16 protein-coding genes are annotated in these 18,436 nt (G+C 42.8%); 9 read left to right on the top strand and 7 right to left on the bottom strand.

The features are described 5' to 3' along the window. Nucleotides 1–60: 60 nt before the first annotated feature. A complete protein-coding gene (locus QUA80_RS23900; RefSeq protein ID WP_333427501.1) occupies nt 61–609 on the bottom strand; it encodes a Uma2 family endonuclease in 549 nt (182 codons plus the stop codon). Between the two features lie 168 nt (nt 610–777). Further along, nucleotides 778–1,809 carry a hypothetical protein gene (locus QUA80_RS23895; protein ID WP_333427500.1) on the bottom strand — a complete coding sequence of 344 codons (1,032 nt, stop codon included), beginning with the start codon at nt 1,807–1,809 and terminating at the stop codon, nt 778–780. Between the two features lie 103 nt (nt 1,810–1,912). Here QUA80_RS23895 and QUA80_RS23890 point away from each other — a divergent pair, with 103 nt between their 5' ends. Together QUA80_RS23890 and QUA80_RS23885 are read left to right on the top strand one after the other, a co-directional pair. Next, nucleotides 1,913–2,848 carry a metallophosphoesterase gene (locus tag QUA80_RS23890; protein ID WP_333427499.1) on the top strand — a complete coding sequence of 312 codons (936 nt, stop codon included), beginning with the start codon at nt 1,913–1,915 and terminating at the stop codon, nt 2,846–2,848. Between the two features lie 27 nt (nt 2,849–2,875). Beyond that, the gene (locus QUA80_RS23885; RefSeq protein ID WP_333427498.1) at nt 2,876–3,358 is read left to right on the top strand and encodes a PD-(D/E)XK nuclease superfamily protein; all 483 of its coding nucleotides are present in this window, start codon (nt 2,876–2,878) and stop codon (nt 3,356–3,358) included. Between the two features lie 549 nt (nt 3,359–3,907). Here the strand turns inward: QUA80_RS23885 and QUA80_RS23880 are convergent. Then, complete coding sequence (locus QUA80_RS23880; protein ID WP_333427497.1) at nt 3,908–4,783, bottom strand: DNA adenine methylase; 876 nt, start codon at nt 4,781–4,783, stop codon at nt 3,908–3,910. A 276-nt stretch (nt 4,784–5,059) separates the two neighbouring features. Here QUA80_RS23880 and QUA80_RS23875 point away from each other — a divergent pair, with 276 nt between their 5' ends. The 5 genes from QUA80_RS23875 (at nt 5,060) to QUA80_RS23855 (ending at nt 6,855) form a co-directional block, all read left to right on the top strand. Continuing rightward, a complete protein-coding gene (locus tag QUA80_RS23875) occupies nt 5,060–5,263 on the top strand; it encodes a DUF751 family protein (RefSeq protein WP_333427496.1) in 204 nt (67 codons plus the stop codon). 72 nt (nt 5,264–5,335) lie between these two features. Further along, nucleotides 5,336–5,527, top strand: a complete 192-nt coding sequence (locus tag QUA80_RS23870) for a hypothetical protein (protein WP_333427495.1) — start codon at nt 5,336–5,338, stop codon at nt 5,525–5,527. A gap of 83 nt (nt 5,528–5,610) precedes the next feature. Further along, nucleotides 5,611–6,003, top strand: coding sequence for a PadR family transcriptional regulator (locus QUA80_RS23865; protein ID WP_190745100.1), 393 nt, complete (start codon nt 5,611–5,613; stop codon nt 6,001–6,003). Between the two features lie 15 nt (nt 6,004–6,018). Beyond that, on the top strand, nt 6,019–6,147 hold the full coding sequence (locus tag QUA80_RS23860; protein ID WP_333427494.1) for a hypothetical protein: 129 nt from the start codon (nt 6,019–6,021) through the stop codon (nt 6,145–6,147). A gap of 174 nt (nt 6,148–6,321) precedes the next feature. Further along, nucleotides 6,322–6,855, top strand: coding sequence for a cofactor assembly of complex C subunit B (locus QUA80_RS23855; RefSeq protein ID WP_333427493.1), 534 nt, complete (start codon nt 6,322–6,324; stop codon nt 6,853–6,855). 337 nt (nt 6,856–7,192) lie between these two features. On the opposite strand, the gene QUA80_RS23850 is transcribed toward QUA80_RS23855, so the two are convergent. Next, nucleotides 7,193–7,516, bottom strand: coding sequence for a DUF3155 domain-containing protein (locus tag QUA80_RS23850; RefSeq protein WP_015176770.1), 324 nt, complete (start codon nt 7,514–7,516; stop codon nt 7,193–7,195). 394 nt (nt 7,517–7,910) lie between these two features. Between QUA80_RS23850 and QUA80_RS23845 the strand changes: the two genes are divergently transcribed. Both QUA80_RS23845 and QUA80_RS23840 read left to right on the top strand, forming a co-directional pair. After that, the gene (locus QUA80_RS23845; RefSeq protein WP_333427492.1) at nt 7,911–9,293 is read left to right on the top strand and encodes a GAF domain-containing sensor histidine kinase; all 1,383 of its coding nucleotides are present in this window, start codon (nt 7,911–7,913) and stop codon (nt 9,291–9,293) included. 28 nt (nt 9,294–9,321) lie between these two features. After that, the gene (locus QUA80_RS23840; RefSeq protein ID WP_333427491.1) at nt 9,322–10,014 is read left to right on the top strand and encodes a hypothetical protein; all 693 of its coding nucleotides are present in this window, start codon (nt 9,322–9,324) and stop codon (nt 10,012–10,014) included. 298 nt (nt 10,015–10,312) lie between these two features. Here the strand turns inward: QUA80_RS23840 and QUA80_RS33925 are convergent, their stop codons facing one another. The 3 genes from QUA80_RS33925 to QUA80_RS23825 all read right to left on the bottom strand — a co-directional run bounded on the left by QUA80_RS33925 (nt 10,313) and on the right by QUA80_RS23825 (nt 17,924). Continuing rightward, nucleotides 10,313–10,600 carry a hypothetical protein gene (locus QUA80_RS33925; RefSeq protein WP_445302285.1) on the bottom strand — a complete coding sequence of 96 codons (288 nt, stop codon included), beginning with the start codon at nt 10,598–10,600 and terminating at the stop codon, nt 10,313–10,315. Nucleotides 10,601–11,008: 408 nt separating this feature from the next. Beyond that, a complete protein-coding gene (locus tag QUA80_RS23830; RefSeq protein WP_333427490.1) occupies nt 11,009–12,541 on the bottom strand; it encodes an ATP-binding protein in 1,533 nt (510 codons plus the stop codon). A gap of 43 nt (nt 12,542–12,584) precedes the next feature. Continuing rightward, nucleotides 12,585–17,924, bottom strand: a complete 5,340-nt coding sequence (locus tag QUA80_RS23825) for an ATP-binding sensor histidine kinase (RefSeq protein WP_333427489.1) — start codon at nt 17,922–17,924, stop codon at nt 12,585–12,587. Nucleotides 17,925–18,436 lie beyond the last annotated feature (512 nt).

The following is an 18,436-nucleotide window of genomic DNA, read 5'->3' as shown; positions in this document are numbered from 1 at the left end:
TGTCATTGGTTTTCTCACAGGATGGTCTTGGATCTTACATTCTTTATCTCTAGCACATCTTTAGAAAAATGGTATTATATGCAATTCCAGTCCCAGCACTTCACTGAACAACCACAGCGTATCGAAAGCGATATTGTTGGCTGCAATCGGCTCGTACTGATTGTTTATAAGACGTACTCCCTGTAAAATCGGATTTAGGTAATCTCCCGACGGATCGTACTGAAAATATTCCCTAACTCCCAAAGCCCGATAAATTTCCGGTTTGGTCTCTTGGTCTTTCGTCTGAGTTGTTTCCGAAGTAATTTCTAACACAAAATCGGGAGTAATTCCCCCTTCTTCCCAAACTTTATAATTATCCCTTTTGCGGTTGGCAACTCCAAACACCACATAAACATCCGGGGCTACAACTTCCTGGTTGTTCCCTTCTTCATAATATATGAAAGAATTGGCTGACACGTAAACATCAGAACGTTCTTGAAAATAAAGCTTGACAGCTTCTACGCTGTAAGTCATGCAATCGCGCGTGATGTCGCTTTCAGCCATCGGCTCTCCGTCGCTGCTGGGATATTCAATCTCTAGTTGTTCGGCTTGAGTTAAAATTTTCCTCAAAGTTAATTAATTTAATGTTAGAACTCTGTTGGATTTGGAAAAAGTTCGATATCCTCAAAAAAATCAACAGCAGTAAGGTGCGGACTGCACACCTTACTGCCTAATTAAGTTTTGCTTCCTGGACTGTAAGGCTGGTCTGATGGTTGACAGATACAGACAATTTAAATTCTAATTAATCCCTCTATCCAAAATAATCATTTCGGAACCAACAACTGGACTTCTAGCTATTAAATTACCTTCCCTATTAGCAATTTCTAACTTGCTGAAATCGAGCGAATTAGCCTCCTTCCACATCTTCGTTGCTAGTTGATTTTGCTCAACTTCGCTGAGTTTGTACCAATCTTCAGCGACTTTTACCGTCAAAATGCTGCTGGAAAAATTAGCTTGAACAGACTCAACTAAACCGCCGCCCAGTCGATTCTTAATCTCAGTAACTTGATTTTGAATCGCAGCAATCAGAGACTGTTCCGGCGTCAGCGGCGGGGGTGGGATAAGTTCTACTGGTTGCGGTTTTTCCGGCGCCACTAAATCGGGCAACTTGCTTTTGAATTTAGTAGAGATTGGCGCTGACGGTGCGATCGCCTCTGGGGATTTTGGCGTTCCCGGTTCCACAAAATCGCCAAAGGTTGGCGGCGACTGCTGCGCTGCTGGCAAAGGAACTTTTGCTACTTTCTCCGGCGGTTTTGCCGAGAAACTGTTGAAAGTTAAACCGACTGCAACGATCAGAATTGCGGCTAATGCGGCGTTTAAAATTGGATCGGATAGCTTCTCGTTGGCAGATGGTGGCAGTAGCGATCGCACTAGCCGTACAATACTTTGCCAAAGTACAACGACTTTCTCTAAAAAACTCCCTTCCGGGCGTTGGGATACAGGCTTTTTCTCAACTTTTACAGCAACTTTTGGAGGGACGCTGTTAACTTCCGCAGCAACAGCCGGAGGAGTTGCTGTTGCTGAGTCAGAAGCGGTGGGCGCGATCGGCTTTTGGGGCTGCAATGGGGGTTCGGCTGCTAATTTTTTCTCTTTTTTTCCCAAATTCCCAATCGAGGCAATCAAAGCTTTGATTCTCTGATTTTTTGGAACCGCGCTGCTGGCATTTTGAGTTTTGCTGCCAGTGGGGGCAGACTTTGCAGGCGAGTCAACCTCCGGTGTCGGAGATTGAGAGGGTTCTGGAGTTGACTGGTTTAGTTGTTCTTCTGACATTTTCTCTGCCTTGGGGCGTTGCAAATATATCTAAAAGCGATAAATTTTAGTTGAGCCGTCTCAGCCTTAATTTATCATTTAACTTAGTTGTAACCGAATCACAATGAGCATCAAACGCCGTCACTTTCTAATTTTAGGCAGTCTCAGCAGCTTAGGTTTGGCCGGAGTCTGGAAAATGTTTCAGCTTCGGACTGCCTGGGGTACAGACGCCAAGGCTGCTATGCCTTCTAACGTTGAGGGAGAAAGGGCGATCGTCCCTTTGCCGGCCTCACCGCCTATTTTACGCTTTATTTCGGTTGCCGACACCGGTACCGGCGCCCAAGGTCAGTATGCTGTGGCTGAGGCGATGGCACAATATCACCGGGAAAACCCTTTTAATGTTGCTGTTCTCGCCGGCGACAATATCTACAATAACGGCGAAATTGAAAAAATTAATGCTGTTTTCGAGCGGCCCTATCAGCCGTTATTGCAGCAAGGTGTAAAATTTTATGCTTGTTTGGGAAATCACGATATCCGCACTGCTAACGGCGATCCGCAAGTGAAATATGCAGGTTTTAATATGCAAGGTCGCTACTATACTTTTCGGCGAGATCCAGTACAGTTTTTTGCTTTAGATACCAATCACAATGCGGATTGGAAAAATCAGCTTGTTTGGCTGGAAAAAGAGTTGAGTCAGAGCACTGCACCTTGGAAAGTTGTGTTCGGCCACCACCAGATTTATTCTTCTGGGGTGTACGGAGTGAATCAACCTTTTATTAAAACTTTGACGCCTTTGTTTCAAAAGTACGGCGTGCAGCTTTATATCAACGGACACGAGCACAGTTACGAACGCACTCGATCGATTAACGGTACGACTTATTTAATTTGCGGTGCCGGCGGTGGCACTCGTCCGGTGGGGCGTTCTGAGTGGACGGAGTATGCTGCTAGCCGCCTGAGTTTTGCGACGTTTGATGTCTATGAAGACCGAATGTTTGTCAGTTCGATCGGTACTGACAAACGGGTTTTTGACAGGGGAGCGATCGAAGTGCGATCGGCTTAATTCAAAGTATATTCAGGAGGCAACAAAATGAATAGGGGTTGTAGAGCCAATAAAACTGGTTTGGTTTTAGAAACAACTGTAGAAGGTACGTTGAGAGGCCACGGATATCTCGAAATATGTCCCCAGTTGCCGAAAAAGCGCAAGCGAGATTGGCTCTTAATCTCTACTGAAAATCCCAAGCGATATGCTAAACAGGTTTATATCGGGTCTAGCATCTATGAAACTGAAATAAATGTCGATTTTTATATTGTTGGTTCCGGTTTGTTTCCTCGGGGTCTAATTGTTGAGTGCAAGTGGCAAGAAGACAAAGGTTCAGTAGACGAGAAGTATCCTTACCTCAATTTAAATATTAAAAATTGCTATCCGGTGCCAACTATTGTTATAGTGGGCGGTGACGGTATGAGGCAAGGTTCGATCGACTGGTTTAAAAAACAAATTCCTGACAATCAAAATCTGTTGGCAGTGCACAAGCTCGAAGGTTTCATTACCTGGGCTAACAAATATCTGTAATCAGGAAATACCCAGAAATATTTGTCCGTGGCTGATGGCGATCGCCCTTTCGAGCCTCCCTACTTTTGCTTTTTTTTTGCAAACTGCTATTATTCACGGTAACAGACTATTAGTCATCGAATATTTTTGTTTTTTTAAATTTAAAAAACTCACCTTTTTTTTGGATTGACAGCTTGACTCTGGCACTTTTTAGAAGTATAATCTAATAATCGAAATAGCGACTAAAATAAAATTTAATTTTCCACTCCCATTATTAAATTATATCCCTAACGTCCAGAAAAATCAATAGGTAATACTTCCTTTTTTCTGGCCGATTTTGAAAACCAGTTTCTACAATATTTTTTTGAATACTTTTTTTTGAATACTTAAAAATATAGGAAGAAACCGCGTTTCTGAGGTCACAGTGTCAGTGCTTAATGATGGGGGCTAGAAACCGGGTTTCTACGAGTTTTTCGTTGAGTCACGATAAATTTACGAAGAAACCGGGTTTCTGAGGTCACGGGTTGCCAGAAAAAATATGCTTAAGTAGAAACTTTGCTTAAGTGTAATTTAAAATGAACGTATTAATAATTCCTTGACTTTGCCGCGCTTGCAACTATTAGAATTAATTCCCCTAGATGCTGATATTTCAATGAGTTTTGGCAGAGATTTATTAGGAAAAATTTGAGTATCGCTGTAGATTTTTTCGATGAAATCGCAGTTAGAATTAGACAGCATAACTTTCACGTCCCGTTCGGCAAGTTCTGCAAAAATATCTCTGAGTTTAAGCTGTTCAGATTCTTTGAAATTATCCCGGCTGTAAGCCGTAAAGTTACTCGTGGCACTGATCGGATAATAAGGTGGGTCAAAATAAACCAAGTCTTCGCGGCTAGTAGCAAAATCTAAAATTTCATCGAACTTTCTCACTTCTATTTTAGCGGGCGCGAGTAAAGAGGAAACCGAACGCAGTAAATCTGCTTGACAAATTTGAGGATTTTTGTATCGACCTATGGGAACATTAAATTCACCTTTTGAGTTTTCTCTGTAGAGACCGTTGTAACAAGTTTTATTGAGGTAAATTAGCCGTGCTGCTCTTTCTGTATCTGTTTTGTAGGATCGCGATCGCACCGAGTAATAATAATTTTTATTGTCCTTGGTATGTTCTAACTGATGCTCCTCTAAAATTAGAATTAGCTCCTCAACTTTGTCCCTGACACAGCGATAAGCATTAATCAATTCAGGATTAATATCTGTTAAAACAGCTTGCAAACCTGGGTGCTGCTGTGCTAAGTAAAAAAATACAGCTCCGCCGCCCAAAAAAGGCTCGTAGTAAGTTGTGAACTTTTCAGGAAAATAAGGTTGATATTGTCCAATCAACTTGGTTTTACCTCCTGCCCATTTCAGAAAGGGACGCGGCAAGACTTGAAAAGGTGCGGAAGCAGACATTTATCTAGAAATAACGGCCCTATAATATTTATCACAACTAGAACTCAATATAAATACTTCTGAAGTTGTCACCGGAGGTCGCGCCGCATTAAACAGTACAGTGCCGGAACGATCGGCGAAAAGTTTTCGTTAGAATTTATATATGTCAGCATCGCCGACAAAAATGTCCGATCGCCTGATTGGCAGATTTAGCTCCGGCTGTGCCAAAATTGTCTAACTCGCTCACAAGTGTTACCAGTCAAAGATCGAGCTGTGACACTTTACCCCACCAAGCCAATGCAAGATTTTATTAATAACGTCTCTCGCTACCCCCGCTTTTTGATTACGGTATGTCTGGGAATTTTCTTTTTCCTGTTCGAGCGACTCAAACCCCTGCTCGATCGACCGACAACTGCGATCGCCCTGATTAGTTCGATTGTAGCGACTTTTGTCTTTCTAACTTTTACACTGCGCGCCATGTTAGGCCTGAGTTCGGTTTAAAGCCTGCGCTTGAGCGCAAACATCAACTGCAAATTCAGTTAAAACACCAACTCCCGAACTAACTGCCAACTCTTGCAGGCGATCGTCGCACACTTGACAATAGTCGCTGCGATAGATTGGAAGAGGAAGTTAGCAAGCGGCGTTACGTCAGCGCTGCTCGACCAAGGCGCAGGCAAACATTACCGAAGTGCAGGACAAGCCTTTGGGGCCATCAACATTTACCGGGGAAATACTGCACCTCTGTTTCCCCGGTGTCCCACTTAATCCTTAGGAAGCGGCACACCCCGCCCCGCTTTCCTCTCCCGTTAACCTGACGGTATCACGAGAGTTTCCAGCGGACAAGACAGATGAAGTTTGAACATATCTATCAATTTTTTCAAGACCCCCCTCCTGTTTATCTAAACAAGGAACTAGCTGTGTGTTACATTCTCTCCGTGTTATTGCGCGGAGATTCCTACGGTACAGAACTGATTGGCCAACTAGAGAGGGAATTCCCCATCTACCGACTTTCTGATACCGTGCTCTACAGCGCTCTGAAATTCCTCGAAGATGAAGCCGTAATTACCGGTTACTGGAAAAAAGTAGAAGGACGCGGCCGTCCCCGGCGGATGTATCAAATCCTCCCTGAGTGGCGGCACCAAGCTCAAGACCTCGCTCGTCTCTGGCACGAGTACATCGGTCAGGGAAACGGCGCGTCAGGGCGTCGGCCCCGCGCATTAGAAACTGGTCAGACGGGTTAACCGAGTTTTAATCGGATGCCTAAACTCTGGAGATGCTGGCGCTACTTGCAAAGCGATTTGCCCGATTGCCTTCGCTTTGCTCGATCGCCGCACAGCGATGCAAGCATCTACACGGCGCGTCAGGACTTACGTATTGTCACTTGAGAATTAGGGATAATGGGGAGATATGGGAATTTGGTGATGGGGAGAAAAACGCCTTGCAGAAGAAACTTTCTGCGAATTTTGGTAAAAAAGTGTCTGCGTAAGTCCTCGCTCGCTTTCGTATGTCAAGTTCTGTAAAGTAATAGTCGATCGTTTTAATTACACAAACTTCTACCGATGGATACTGCTGTTCTTCCTTCAACATTTGTGCTAACGCTACTGCTGGCTGTAGGCTTGTTTTTCTTCATCAAGGCTTCAGTTAAAGATCGAATCGAACAAGTCAAGCTTGCTTCCGAGAGCGCTCAAGAGTCACTGTTAACAGAGTTACAACAGTATTTTGCCCAGAGAGCTTACCGAGTTGCAGCCGTCGATGCCCCCAACTATAAAGTTACCTTTGAGGGTTTTGTCAGGCCGAGTTTGTTTCTAGCTATTTTTTTAACTCTGCTGAGTGCAGGCGGCGCTCTGTGCTTGGGACTGGTTTTGGGAATGCTAGTTCCCCAGCAGGGTCAAATTTTCCTAGCTTTGGTACTGCTGTCGCCGCTGGCGGGGGTATTTTACTGGAAAAAAGCTGGACGCTATGAGCAAGTCTCGCTCAAACTCGAATCAGTTGCTGAGTCGGGAAGCCAAACCAAGAGCTTTGTTACTGTCAGAGCTCACCGCGACGAACTAGCAGCTATGCAAAAAGCTTTAGATTTGAAACCGATCGATTAAAAGTTTCGTGCGGAACGTTTTTTGATATGCTAGATGCCGTAGTTAGAGTTCGAGCAGACAAAACGATGACTCAAGAGCAGCTCTCTCGTCGGCTGTTTTTTTGATCCGCTTGTTCGATCGACAAAACAGTCAAAAAAAACCATTATCGTGAAAGTGCCAATTGTGGCGATCGCTCGCTGCAGCGATCGAGCCTGTTGCGATGGCTCCTTATACCCTAATTCCTAAGGATTTTTCGCATAAATTCAGTTGGCACTCTCCAGACAATGAGAACTCTGGCGCTTTTGTTAAAAGACTTAGAAAAACATTGGTGTCAATGTTTTGAGCTAAACATTTTGAGCTATGCGCGGCCCGCTGACACCACAGGAATTTTTTCTGTGGTAGCTTCCAACATCACCTTTAAGCTGGGAAACAAGAAATGGTTCTCTTCTACGTATTGGGCTCCAAATAAACCTTTTTCAGCCCAGAAGTATCTGTCAGTGGTATGCTCGTTACGCTTGACTAACAGCAAAGCTGGGGGAGCAATGCCTTCGGCATGGATGAACTTGCGAGCCGCTGTTACGGGTTTATCTTCGCCGCTCTCGATGCTATATTGAGGCACACACTCTAAAATTCTGCGTCCTTCTTGTCGGCGGCGACTCTTGCGTTTGCGTCTCCTGGCCAATTTCTTTACCTCCTCTGTGAGCAGACAGTATGAGCAGACAGGTTGTAATGATAGCTACCAAATCCGAGGCCAGTATATCCGTTCTAGCTCTAAACTTCAACTGTTTTTAATATATCGACATAATCTTAACATTCGTGCCGATCGACAAAAGTGTAGCGGTTGTGGTATGGTGGGCCGCAAGTTCCGGCCACAGCCCAGCTTAGGGATCTGTGAAGCTGCGCCGACGGCGATGCGGGGCAATTTGGGTTCGCGAAAGCCCCATGCCTTCAACATAGCTGCCTTCGATCGAAGTCAAGAAACCTGAAATCTAGAAGTCTCTCTTCTGTAATCGGCGGCGGATCGTTTGTAATTTACTTAGAATTCCGTTAGATATCTTAATGTGGCGCTCATGTTAATGCCAGCCAGTTCAGAATTTGTCAAGCTTTGCCGATCGCAGGTGGCGATCGCGGTTAGTTTGGGAGCGAAATTCAGCGCGGTATACCTGACACAAGAGCTAGTAGAAGGCAGCGAAGCAAAGTTGGTGCCGATCGCGGTTTACCCAGAAACCTCAGCCGAATCGGAAGAAAATCAGGGGTTGAGGTTGCCATCTTCCGAAAGCTCGACAGTGAAACCAGTGCCGCGACTGCTAGCGCCGCCGGTTCTTCCTGTGGAAGAATCAACCGCAGGGGCGATCGCACCCGAGCGGCTTCCGAGTAATGAGCGGGGTTCCAATCAGTGCCAAGGCCCGGAGAATGTGTGGCAGCAACGCAGGCAAATTGTGACGCCTCTGATACACGAGGGAACTGTAATGGGACTCCTAGTCAGCGGTCGGCAAGACAGGCCTTGGAACGAGCCAGAGGAGGCTCAGATACAACAAATTGCTCGCACCTTAGCCCTGGCGTGCATTTTAGACCAGCGATCGCAGTGGATGCAGCAGGAATTGGGTGCGACTCGGCAAATCCAGGCTCAGGTTTACGACACGATGCACAATTTGCTGCACCAGTTCAAAAGTCCGCTGACAGCGTTGCGAACTTTTGGCAAGCTGTTAGCGCGGCGGCTGGTACCGGAAGACAAAAACCGCAATGTGGCTTTTAGTATTGTCCGAGAGAGCGATCGGCTGCAAGAGTTGCTGGGTCAGTTCGATCGAACTGTTGACACTGGCGAAGTAAATCTGAGACTGCCATCGGGCACTTCAGAAAAAGCAACATCTTTGGAATTAATCCGGCATTCTCCTCTGTCGCTGTCACCTGCGACAAACTTGAAGGACTCCTGTTTTGTTATAGAAGTCTTAAAACCGCTGTTAATTTCCGCCGAGGCAATCGCCTCTGAAAGGCATCTGAAATTGCTAGCCGACATTCCTGCTGATTTGCCGCCAGTCTCAGCGAACGATCGAGCTTTGCGCGAAGTTTTGAGCAATTTAATTGACAATGCTTTGAAATATACTCCTGCCGGCCGCCAAATTTATATTAAAGTCAGGTACGAAGCAGCGGATGGCGATCGGGCAGGATACAGCCAATTGCCTGCTATAGCAATTGCAGTTAGCGACACCGGTTCCGGCATTCCCCCCCAGGATTTAGAGCATTTATTTGAGCGGCACTACCGGGGAGAAAAAGCGCAGACAGAAATTCCCGGTACAGGATTGGGTTTGGCGATCGCCCGCGATTTAGTCCGCCAAATGCAAGGAGAAATAGAAGTATTTTCCCCAGTAAATCCTGAATGGCTGCCATCGGCAGAAACTCATTTATATCCAACCGATCGCGGCACTACATTTGTGGTTTGGCTGCCGGTGAATAAGTAACAAACCCCATTCCTTGGAAACAGTTTTTATGAAGCATCTACCTTTATTCGATAAAATTCCCAAGTTTTCAACTTCTTTAGAAAGACTCAAAAAACATTTTTTGACAGTACCGTTTTTAGCTGTTTTCAACACTCTGACTGTCCTGATTTTGGGCGGGCTGAGCGTATACGCCAAACTCAACAACCAGGGAGACGGAGTTGAACGCCTGTTTAGCGATCCTTTTAATTTCTGGTTCCCTTACGAAGGGATTCTAACCGGAGTTTCCGAAGTCCTCTGGTGCATCCCAGTCGCAATTTGTGCATTTACGTTTGGAGTGCTGCGCCAAAAATATCCACGCAGTCGATCGGGAACATTCTTATTTTTTAGTGCTTTACTACTCGGAGTATTTTTCCTGGATGACAGGTTTCGGATGACTTTGATTCTTTCTCGGTTGGGAATATCTACGAAATTAATTTATTTGTGTTATGGTAGTGCTGTTTTCCTTTACGGAGTTAAGTTTTGGCGGTACATCAAAACCACTCCTTACCTGCCATTAGTTGCAGCATTTTTATTGTTCGCTATCTCTAGGTTTGAGGATATGTTAAACTTGCGAAGCCAAGGATTACACGCGATGTTAGAAGATGGCACTAAATTATTAGCTCTTCTGAATTTATCCCTGTATTTTTGGCACGTATGTCATCAGGAAGTTGGGCGAAAATTGCCGCCAAACGCAGATACTTGAGCGCCTTGATGTTATGACAACAAAAAAAACCGTTGCTGAATTAGGGTATCACTAAGCAACGCCGGCGCATAAAACCAAAATAATTTATTTGATTTTGATATGGAATTGAAATATCGGCAAATCTGGGAAAGGTGAATTAATAATCGATCGAACGGAGTATCTGAGCCTTTGTTCAGATTTAGAATAAAAATAGTTTTTCGTTTCAACTGAGCCAAATAATGTCTTCATATTGTATTTTTTTCCTCAAGTATTTTCCTATACTTTTTGCTAATACTTTTACCTGAATCAGCAATAAAAATTAGTCAATTTTCCAGCAATCTGTCACATAAAAATAGCAGTTACATTGATTAAGAAGAATCCAAAGTGGTTCAAATATTTTGCCACTACGATCGCCTAATACCCATCCTAAAATACCTGGTTTAAAGTGGTCTACTGCTGTCAATAAGCAGAGGCAAGTTTTTTTTGAGCAGACAAATCTTTCTAATTCATCTAATTCACCGACTTGTGGATTTGTCTCTGTGCTATCAAAATCTAGCCATAGTTTTTCTAGTTCTTTGAGCCAATTAATTATTGTCGTATGATGCACATTTTTGACTTGCTCAATTGCTCAAAAACTCATACCATTGACATAGATTTTGAGACATTCATATTTAACCTATTTAGAGTAACCTTTCTGAGGTTAATAGCAATCTATAAATTGTTTGCAACAACCGACACAAATATACAGCCGATTCCACGTTTATGAAGGACACCCGCCTATCGATATCCCGCCGTAGGGACACGGCACGGCGCCGTGTCCCTACTTCATAAACCTGGAATACGCTGTAAGTTAGAAGAATGTGCCCGCATCCGCAGCGCCTATCCCAACCCCTGAAGGGGTGGGCTTGCTGCGCGAAAAAAGTCTGTCAGAATTCAGATTAATTAGCAATTAGCAATTACCCCGTTCTGATGCAACTGAAAACCGCTACATGATGAATTCCGCTAGATGAGTTTCCTAGACCGTAGGTACCGCGAAATTGGTTGATATACAGATAGTTGGCATCTCAATAATAAACTGCGTTCCCTGGTCGGGCATAGAAATACATTGCAATTGACCGCAGTGTTTTTCTAGCAGAATTTTTTTGCTAATAGACAATCCCATGCCTGTACCTTTTCCTATTGGCTTAGTAGTAAAAAAGGGAGTAAAAAGTTGAGCGCGAACTTTCTCAGTCATGCCAGCGCCATTATCGGCAATTGTTATCCGAATGCGTGAACCCTCACTCAGCTTGTCATGTGAATTGCCCGGTACGACTTCACTACGAATCAAAATCTGGGGCTTAAAAGCTGTACCCTTTTCGCTACTTTCCCGCTCTTCCAAAGCATCTATAGCATTCGCTAACAGATTCATAAACACCTGGTTGAGTTGACCTGCATAACAGGTTACAAGCGGCAATTCACCATAGTCTCTAATCACATTAATAGCAGGGCGATCTGACTTAGCTTTTAGTCGGTGCTGTAAGATCATCAAACTGCTATTAATCCCTTCGTGGATATCTACTGATTTGATTTCAGTTTCATCCAACCGCGAAAAATTTCGTAGAGACTGCACAATAAGGCGAATGCGATCGATGCCTAACTGCATGGAAGAAAGCAATTTTGGCAAATCGTCTATGATAAATTCTAACTCTCCATCTTCTATTGCATTGATAATTTCTGCTTCTGGTAGCGGGTAATGGCGTTGGTAGAGATTCAACAGATAGATGAGTTCTTTAATATAATCTTTCGCATAGGAGATATTGCCGTAAATAAAGTTAACCGGATTGTTAATTTCATGAGCGACACCTGCAACTAATTGACCGAGACTAGACATTTTTTCACTTTGAACTAGCTGGAGTTGTGTTTCTTGCAGCTCTGTGACAAAATGCTCTAAGGCAAGAGCTTTTTGGTGTTCTTTTTCTTCACTGATACGAAGTGCTTGTTCTATTTGTTCGCGCCGCTCTATTTCTGACTGCAATTTTTGACCCAGACAAAAACTTCTCAAAGCTGTTAGTATGGTAGTGTATAGCTTTGATGTCGTTAGTTCAGTTTTAGTTTTATAGTCATTAATATCGTAATTGATAATAACGCTTTTTTCAGGAACTTGTCCGGGTTGACCCGTGCGTAAAATAATTCGCACTAACTGATTGCCTAACACTTCGCGGACATATTTCACAAACTCTAAGCCAGCATCATCCGTTTCCATGATTACATCAAGCAGGATGATAGCCACATCAGGATGTTCTTGAATTAACTGTTTAGCTTCCTTAGCGGAATAAGCACTAAAAAATTTTAAATATTTATTTTCATAAACAAACTTTCTTAAGGCAATATCGGTAGCTGTGTGAACTTGAGCCTCATCATCGACAATCAAAATTTTCCAGCTTTCAGTTGGGGAATCTTCAGATACTTCATCGGCAAAAAATAACTCATCATCTGAGTTAGCTTCTTCCACAAATAACACTTTTTCAGATGATTTTTCAGTTAAAAATCCGTCAATATTCTTGTCCATTGCTGGTCTCCTTTCTGTGTTACTGAGGTTTTGATTGAGGAAACTACGGTTTTGAATCGATTTGGGCGGGTAACTTAATAATAAATTTCGTGCCTGCTCCGACCTCACTTTTACATTCTATTTCACCCAGAAGTTTTTGGGTAACTAAATTGTAGACAATATGCAATCCCAACCCGCTACCACCCTGGCCGCGTTTGGTAGTAAAAAATGGCTCGAAAATTTTACTTAAATTTTCTGGAGGAATGCCTTTACCATCATCGGAATATTCAAAGCGAAGTCGATCGCCATCTTGTTGCCAATCAAAAACGAACTGACCAGATTCGCCCGGTTCGTAAGCATGAATCAGAGAGTTCATCAGTAAATTTGTGATAACTTGGGATAATGCACCTGGATAAGAATCTAGGGCCATTTTGGTGTCTCCCTTAATTTCGATCGAATGTTTGCTATTTCTCAATTTTGGTTTTAATTGGATTAAAATTTCATCCAGATAATTTCTTACCCCGAAAGTTCGTCGTTCTTCGCTAGAGCGATCGACTGCCACTTCTTTAAAGCTCTGAATCAATTCCGCTGCCTGATTTAGATTAGTTAGAAGGGTGTTGCTGCTTTGGGTGGCTATATCCAAAAATTCTTCTAGTTCCGAGCGTTTCATTTTGCCACTCTTATAAATAGAGGCAAATTCTGTGGTATGGTCTGCCAAAGCGGAAGCAACAGTGACACCAACGCCGACGGGAGTATTAATTTCGTGGGCGACGCCTGCAACTAATCCTCCTAGAGATGCCATTTTTTCTGATTCGACTAGCTTACTTTGAGTCGCTTTTAAAGCATCCAGCGTGTTGGATAATTCCTGGGTGCGATCGCACACTAATTGCTCTAAGTTTTGATTGAACTCCTGCAAGTTATTGTAGAGTTGGGCATTTTCAAGGGAAATGGCTATTTGGGCTGATAACAATTTTAACAGTTCTAGCCTATCTGTAGTAAAAGCTCCTTCTGTCAAGTTATTTTCTAGGTAAAAAATACCTGTCAGTTTGCCTTGGTGCAGCAGAGGAGTGCAGAGGATCGATTTCGGTTGAGTGGCTGCAATATAAGGATCGCGGGTAAATTGTCCCTCTTGGGTGGCGTTATTTAAAACCACGTTTTCCTGGGTGCGGATGACGTAGTGGACGATCGTACTTGCCAGTTTTGGCGTTTCCCCAGAAGCAGCTTCTGCATTCAGGGGAAGCGATCGCAGCACGCTAACTTCATCCCCCTTCACCGAACCTTCTGCCTCAATCGCCCAGTTTCCAGCTTTTTCTAAAATTAAAAAGCCTTTCTCAGCGCCTGCATTTTCGATCGCAATTTTCATCAACCTTTCCAACAACTTACTCAAAACGATTTCACCTGAAATTGCTTGGGAAGCTTTCATTACTGTGGCTAAATCTAGCGTATCTCCCAAATTAGTGCTCGTAGTAGTAGGCGTAGTCGTTGTTCGGTTAACTTTTGTTTGAGTTGTTGTCTTAGCTGACGTTCTAGTTAGTAATTGGGGATATTTCTCTTCTAAATGCTTAACTTTAGCTATAGCGCCCCAGACTTGGTAGCTATAATGAGCGTTTTGCATATAAACTTGGGCGATCGTTTCTTTGTCCCATGAGAGGTAGAATTTAGCGGCGAGTTCGTGAGCAAGTGCTTCCTCATTGATGTACTCGTTTTCTTTAGCCATAGCAATAGCCTTGTCATACATCTCGATCGCTTCTATTTTTTCGCCTAAAACACGATGCGTTTCTGCCTCTACTAAATAGAATTTGTGCAGATGATTCATTGGAGCATTATGCGCCCATTTCTGCATTTTTTGTTGATTATTTCGGACGCGATCTAGGATGGTGTTTTGCTCTAATTCAGACCGAGCGTAATACACCGCTAGCCATATTAAAGAATCGTAAAAATGGAACAGAGGAACAAGAGGCAATCCTACCACTACGTCTAAATACTTCTCTGCTATGGTAGTATTTTCAATCGCTTCTGAGTAATTTTCAAACCAGTAACTAAGTGAAAGTTTGTTCCAATATAGGTAGGCAACTCCCAATCTATCGTTCGCTTGCTCGTGCAATGGCAACCTGATCTCCTCGTCATATGCCTCACCCTGTAAACGGCAGGGATCTTCACTTTTTCCCAGAAGATTTAAAACAGCCTGCCAATAGATTTCGTGAAAATTAAGAGCTGTTTCTTGCTTAAGTTTATAAATAGCATTTCTGTAATTTGCCATTGTTGTTTCAAGAGCAGTCAATTCTTTGCCGCTATAGTAAGCGAAATAGGAGTATAAGAGTAGACCAAAGGCGCCAAATTCTAAATCTCCTGTCTCCAGTCCGCTAGAATAAACTGACACCAAAGGTTCTAAGGTTTCTCTCAGATGCTCTTTGCAATGTCGGATAAATATATTTACTATAAAGGGTGTCTTGGCTTTAATTTCTTGAGCATTTAACCTCGACAATAGACTTAAAGCTAATTGACCCAACTGATAACCCGAATCAATATCTCCTACAATGCCACAAAGAAGAAAACCATAATTGGCATAAGCAAAGGGAGAAACAGAAGCATTGCCATATTCGACAGATAAATGTACTTGTTTACATATCGTCAAGGGCAACAGTGCAGGAGCAGCAATGTATACAGGAGCAAAGATACTTGACATAAGTTTCATGGCTGCTAGTTTATTGGGATCGTTCATTTGAGGCAGGTCGATTAATTCCTCAATTCCCATCCCGTTTAAAATTGCTGAAGTTTCCGTGAATGCTTGCCCAATATCCGACGGGTTGGGCTGAGAGGGAAACTCTACCCCTAACAACTTTAAAATCTCTAAGGCTATATTAACTGCTTCTAGTAGTTTGTTCTGCGACACATAAGCTTGAATCTGGACTTCATAGACTTTTATTTTGTCCAATAGCGTTTTGGCACTGTTTTGCACAACCTCAGCTAATTTCTGCATCCGGTCAAAGTCACCACTCAGAAATGCTGCCTCTGCTGCTTCGGTGTGCAGTATTAATGTCAGTTCGTACTGATAAATCCAGCTATCTTCTGCTAACAGTCCCAAACTCACTTGCAAATATTCGGTAGCCGCAGCATAAGCTGTTGCAGCTTTGGCTTTTTGACCTGCGGTTAAGTTAAGTTTTGCAATTTCAGTTCGTTCGGATTGATCGCCAACCCCTTCAATTCCTAGATTCAAATGATCGACGATCGCAAATATTTCTTCCGATCGCATCTCTGACGAGGTGTTTTGCCAAAGCAGGCGACCGATTTGTAAGTGAACTGTTTTTTTAGAACTTTCATCAATCAGGGCATAAGCTGCTTGTTGCACGCGATCGTGCAAAAACTTGTAAGTAGTAATGATTAGATGAGACTGAACAATTTCTTCTTCTGTTACCCCGAGTTCAGAAGTGGCTAAAATTAATCCATCTTGGATCGCGGGCAATAGCTCTTGAAAAGTTTCGGCGGTAGATTTTTCGTTGACTATCGAGAGAGTATTTAAGTCAAAACTATTGCCCACACAAGCGGCTAACCGTAAAACCTGCTGAGTGGAATCTGGCATTTTTCTCAATTTACCGACCATCAACTCAACCACATTATAGGTAATTCCTACTGCTTCGATTTCTGAAATATTCCAATCCCATTTTCTTTGCTCATAATTAAAAATCAGGAGGTTTTCTTCATAGAGAGTTCTGAGAAACTGATTGACAAAAAAAGGATTGCCTTGAGTTTTACCCACGACTAACTCAGCTAGGGGCATGACTGCTTTTGTATCTCTACGCAGAGTATCAGCAATCACATTAGCAATCTGTTCGAGATGTAAAGGAGTTAAAGTAATTTGGTTGATAGTCGCTTTTTGCTTTTGCAGTTCATCCAGAGTCATTATCAAGGGATGACTGGGGCTGACTTCGTTGTCTCGATAAGCACCAATTAGAAATAAATATTTTGTTTCATTATCTGCCATCATTACTTGCAGCAGTTTCAGAGTAGCAGAGTCAGCCCATTGTAAATCATCCAGAAAAATGACTAAGGGATGTTCAACCGAGCAGAACAAGCGGATGAATTTTTGAAAGACTAAATTAAAGCGGTTTTGCGCTTCCGCAGCACCTAACTCTTGGACGGGTGGCTGTTTGCCAACGATGAGTTCTACGTCGGGAATGACATCTATAACGATTTGACCGTTATCACCAAACGCCGCTAAAAGTTTTTCTTTCCAAGCATTGAGTTGCGTTTCGTTCTCTGTTAAAACTTGCTTGACTAAGGACTGAAACGCTTTAACAATAGCTGAGTAAGGAATATTGCGTTGAAATTGGTCGAATTTTCCGGCAATAAAGTAACCGCTTGCCTTAGTAATTGGTTTATAAACTTCTTGCACTAAGGCAGATTTGCCAATGCCAGAGTAACCCGACACTAACATAATTTCTGTTGTACCATTGCTGACGCGATCGAATGCAGCTAGCAAGGTTTCAACTTCTCGTTCTCTCCCGTAGAGTTTTTGGGGGATTTGAAACTTATCGGTAATATCTTTTTGGGCGATCGCAAAATCTGCAATACTTCCCTTAGTTTCTAATTGTTGCAGGCATTCTTCTAAATCTGCGATAATTCCCCAAGCACTTTGGTATCTGGCTTCAGCAGTTTTTGCTAACAGTTTCATTACAATATCAGAAACCGCTTTAGGAATTTCTGGATTGATTTCCTGGGGCGGTACTGCTTGTTTAGCAATATGACAGTGGACTAATTCGATTGCATCGTTGTAATCGCATGGCAGTTGCCCCGTTAGCAGTTCGTAAAAAGTCACTCCTAATGAGTAAAAATCTGTGCGGTAGTCGATCGATCGGTTCATTCTGCCTGTTTGTTCCGGCGATATATAGCTCAGAGTGCCTTCTAAAACATTAGGATTTTTTAGGGTAGGATTCTCACGCGATAAGACAGTAGAAATGCCAAAATCTATGATTTGGACTCGCCCTGTTGTCGAGTTAATAATAATATTGCTGGGATTGATATCTTTATGAATAATCTTATGTTGATGAAGGTGGCCTAAAGCCCGGGTTATTTTAATAGCGGTTGCCAAAAACTCTTCTAAGGTAAGTTTGTGAGAAGCCAACCAAAGCTTTAATGATTCTCCACCACAATCCTCGAAAATAATAACCAAACTGTTATGGTATCTTTCTAAGCTATAGGTTTTAGGCACGCTTTCTAGCTGGAGATTGCGTGTAATTTCATATTCCTGCTTGTATCTGACTAACGAAGCTGGCATCGGATAATCTTGCTTGAGGAATTTGAGAATGACTGGTTGGTTGTCTTGCTTTCTCAGTCCTCGGTAAACTAAAGAATTGTTACTTTCATGAATTTGGTTAGTAATCTCGTAGCCTGCTAAGTTAATCATCCTTACAGCCTCTTTTAATAATGAATACACATTTTTTTTAGCAATTCTCAATTTGTAAGTAGATGTATCCTCTAATATAAAGACTAGCCTGCACTTTAAGCAAAATTTAAATTTTCACTAAAAAATTATTATTTTTTACATTTCTTTAAAAAAGTATAAATAAGTATTTAGGTGAGGAGTGCGATCGCTCTACAGTTACCTCCAAAAGCAGACAGAACAAAGTGAAGGCCGATCGCCGTTGACCTTCCTAGGAGATTTGGGCCCTGCATAATTAGAGTATGAATAGGTGGAATCACCATCCCATGAAAGCGAGTGCAAATCAACCCATATCCGTAAAAACATTCAGAAAAAAGGAAAACCGAAGCACATTTGTGTCAAATCTGGTTGTCAATCTATCGCTGATTATGAATCCCACATATGGTTACAGTTAGAATGTGAAACCCCAAGGCCTAAAAATGTATGTCAATGGTAGGATTTTTCTGGCGATTAACGAATCAAGGGAGTTCATCACA

The sequence above is a fragment of the Microcoleus sp. F4-D5 genome, from assembly GCF_036704885.1.
Classification (GTDB): Bacteria; Cyanobacteriota; Cyanobacteriia; order Cyanobacteriales; family Microcoleaceae; genus Microcoleus.
Note: the sequence above shows the minus strand (reverse complement) of the source record. Positions and strands in the feature narration are given on the sequence as shown.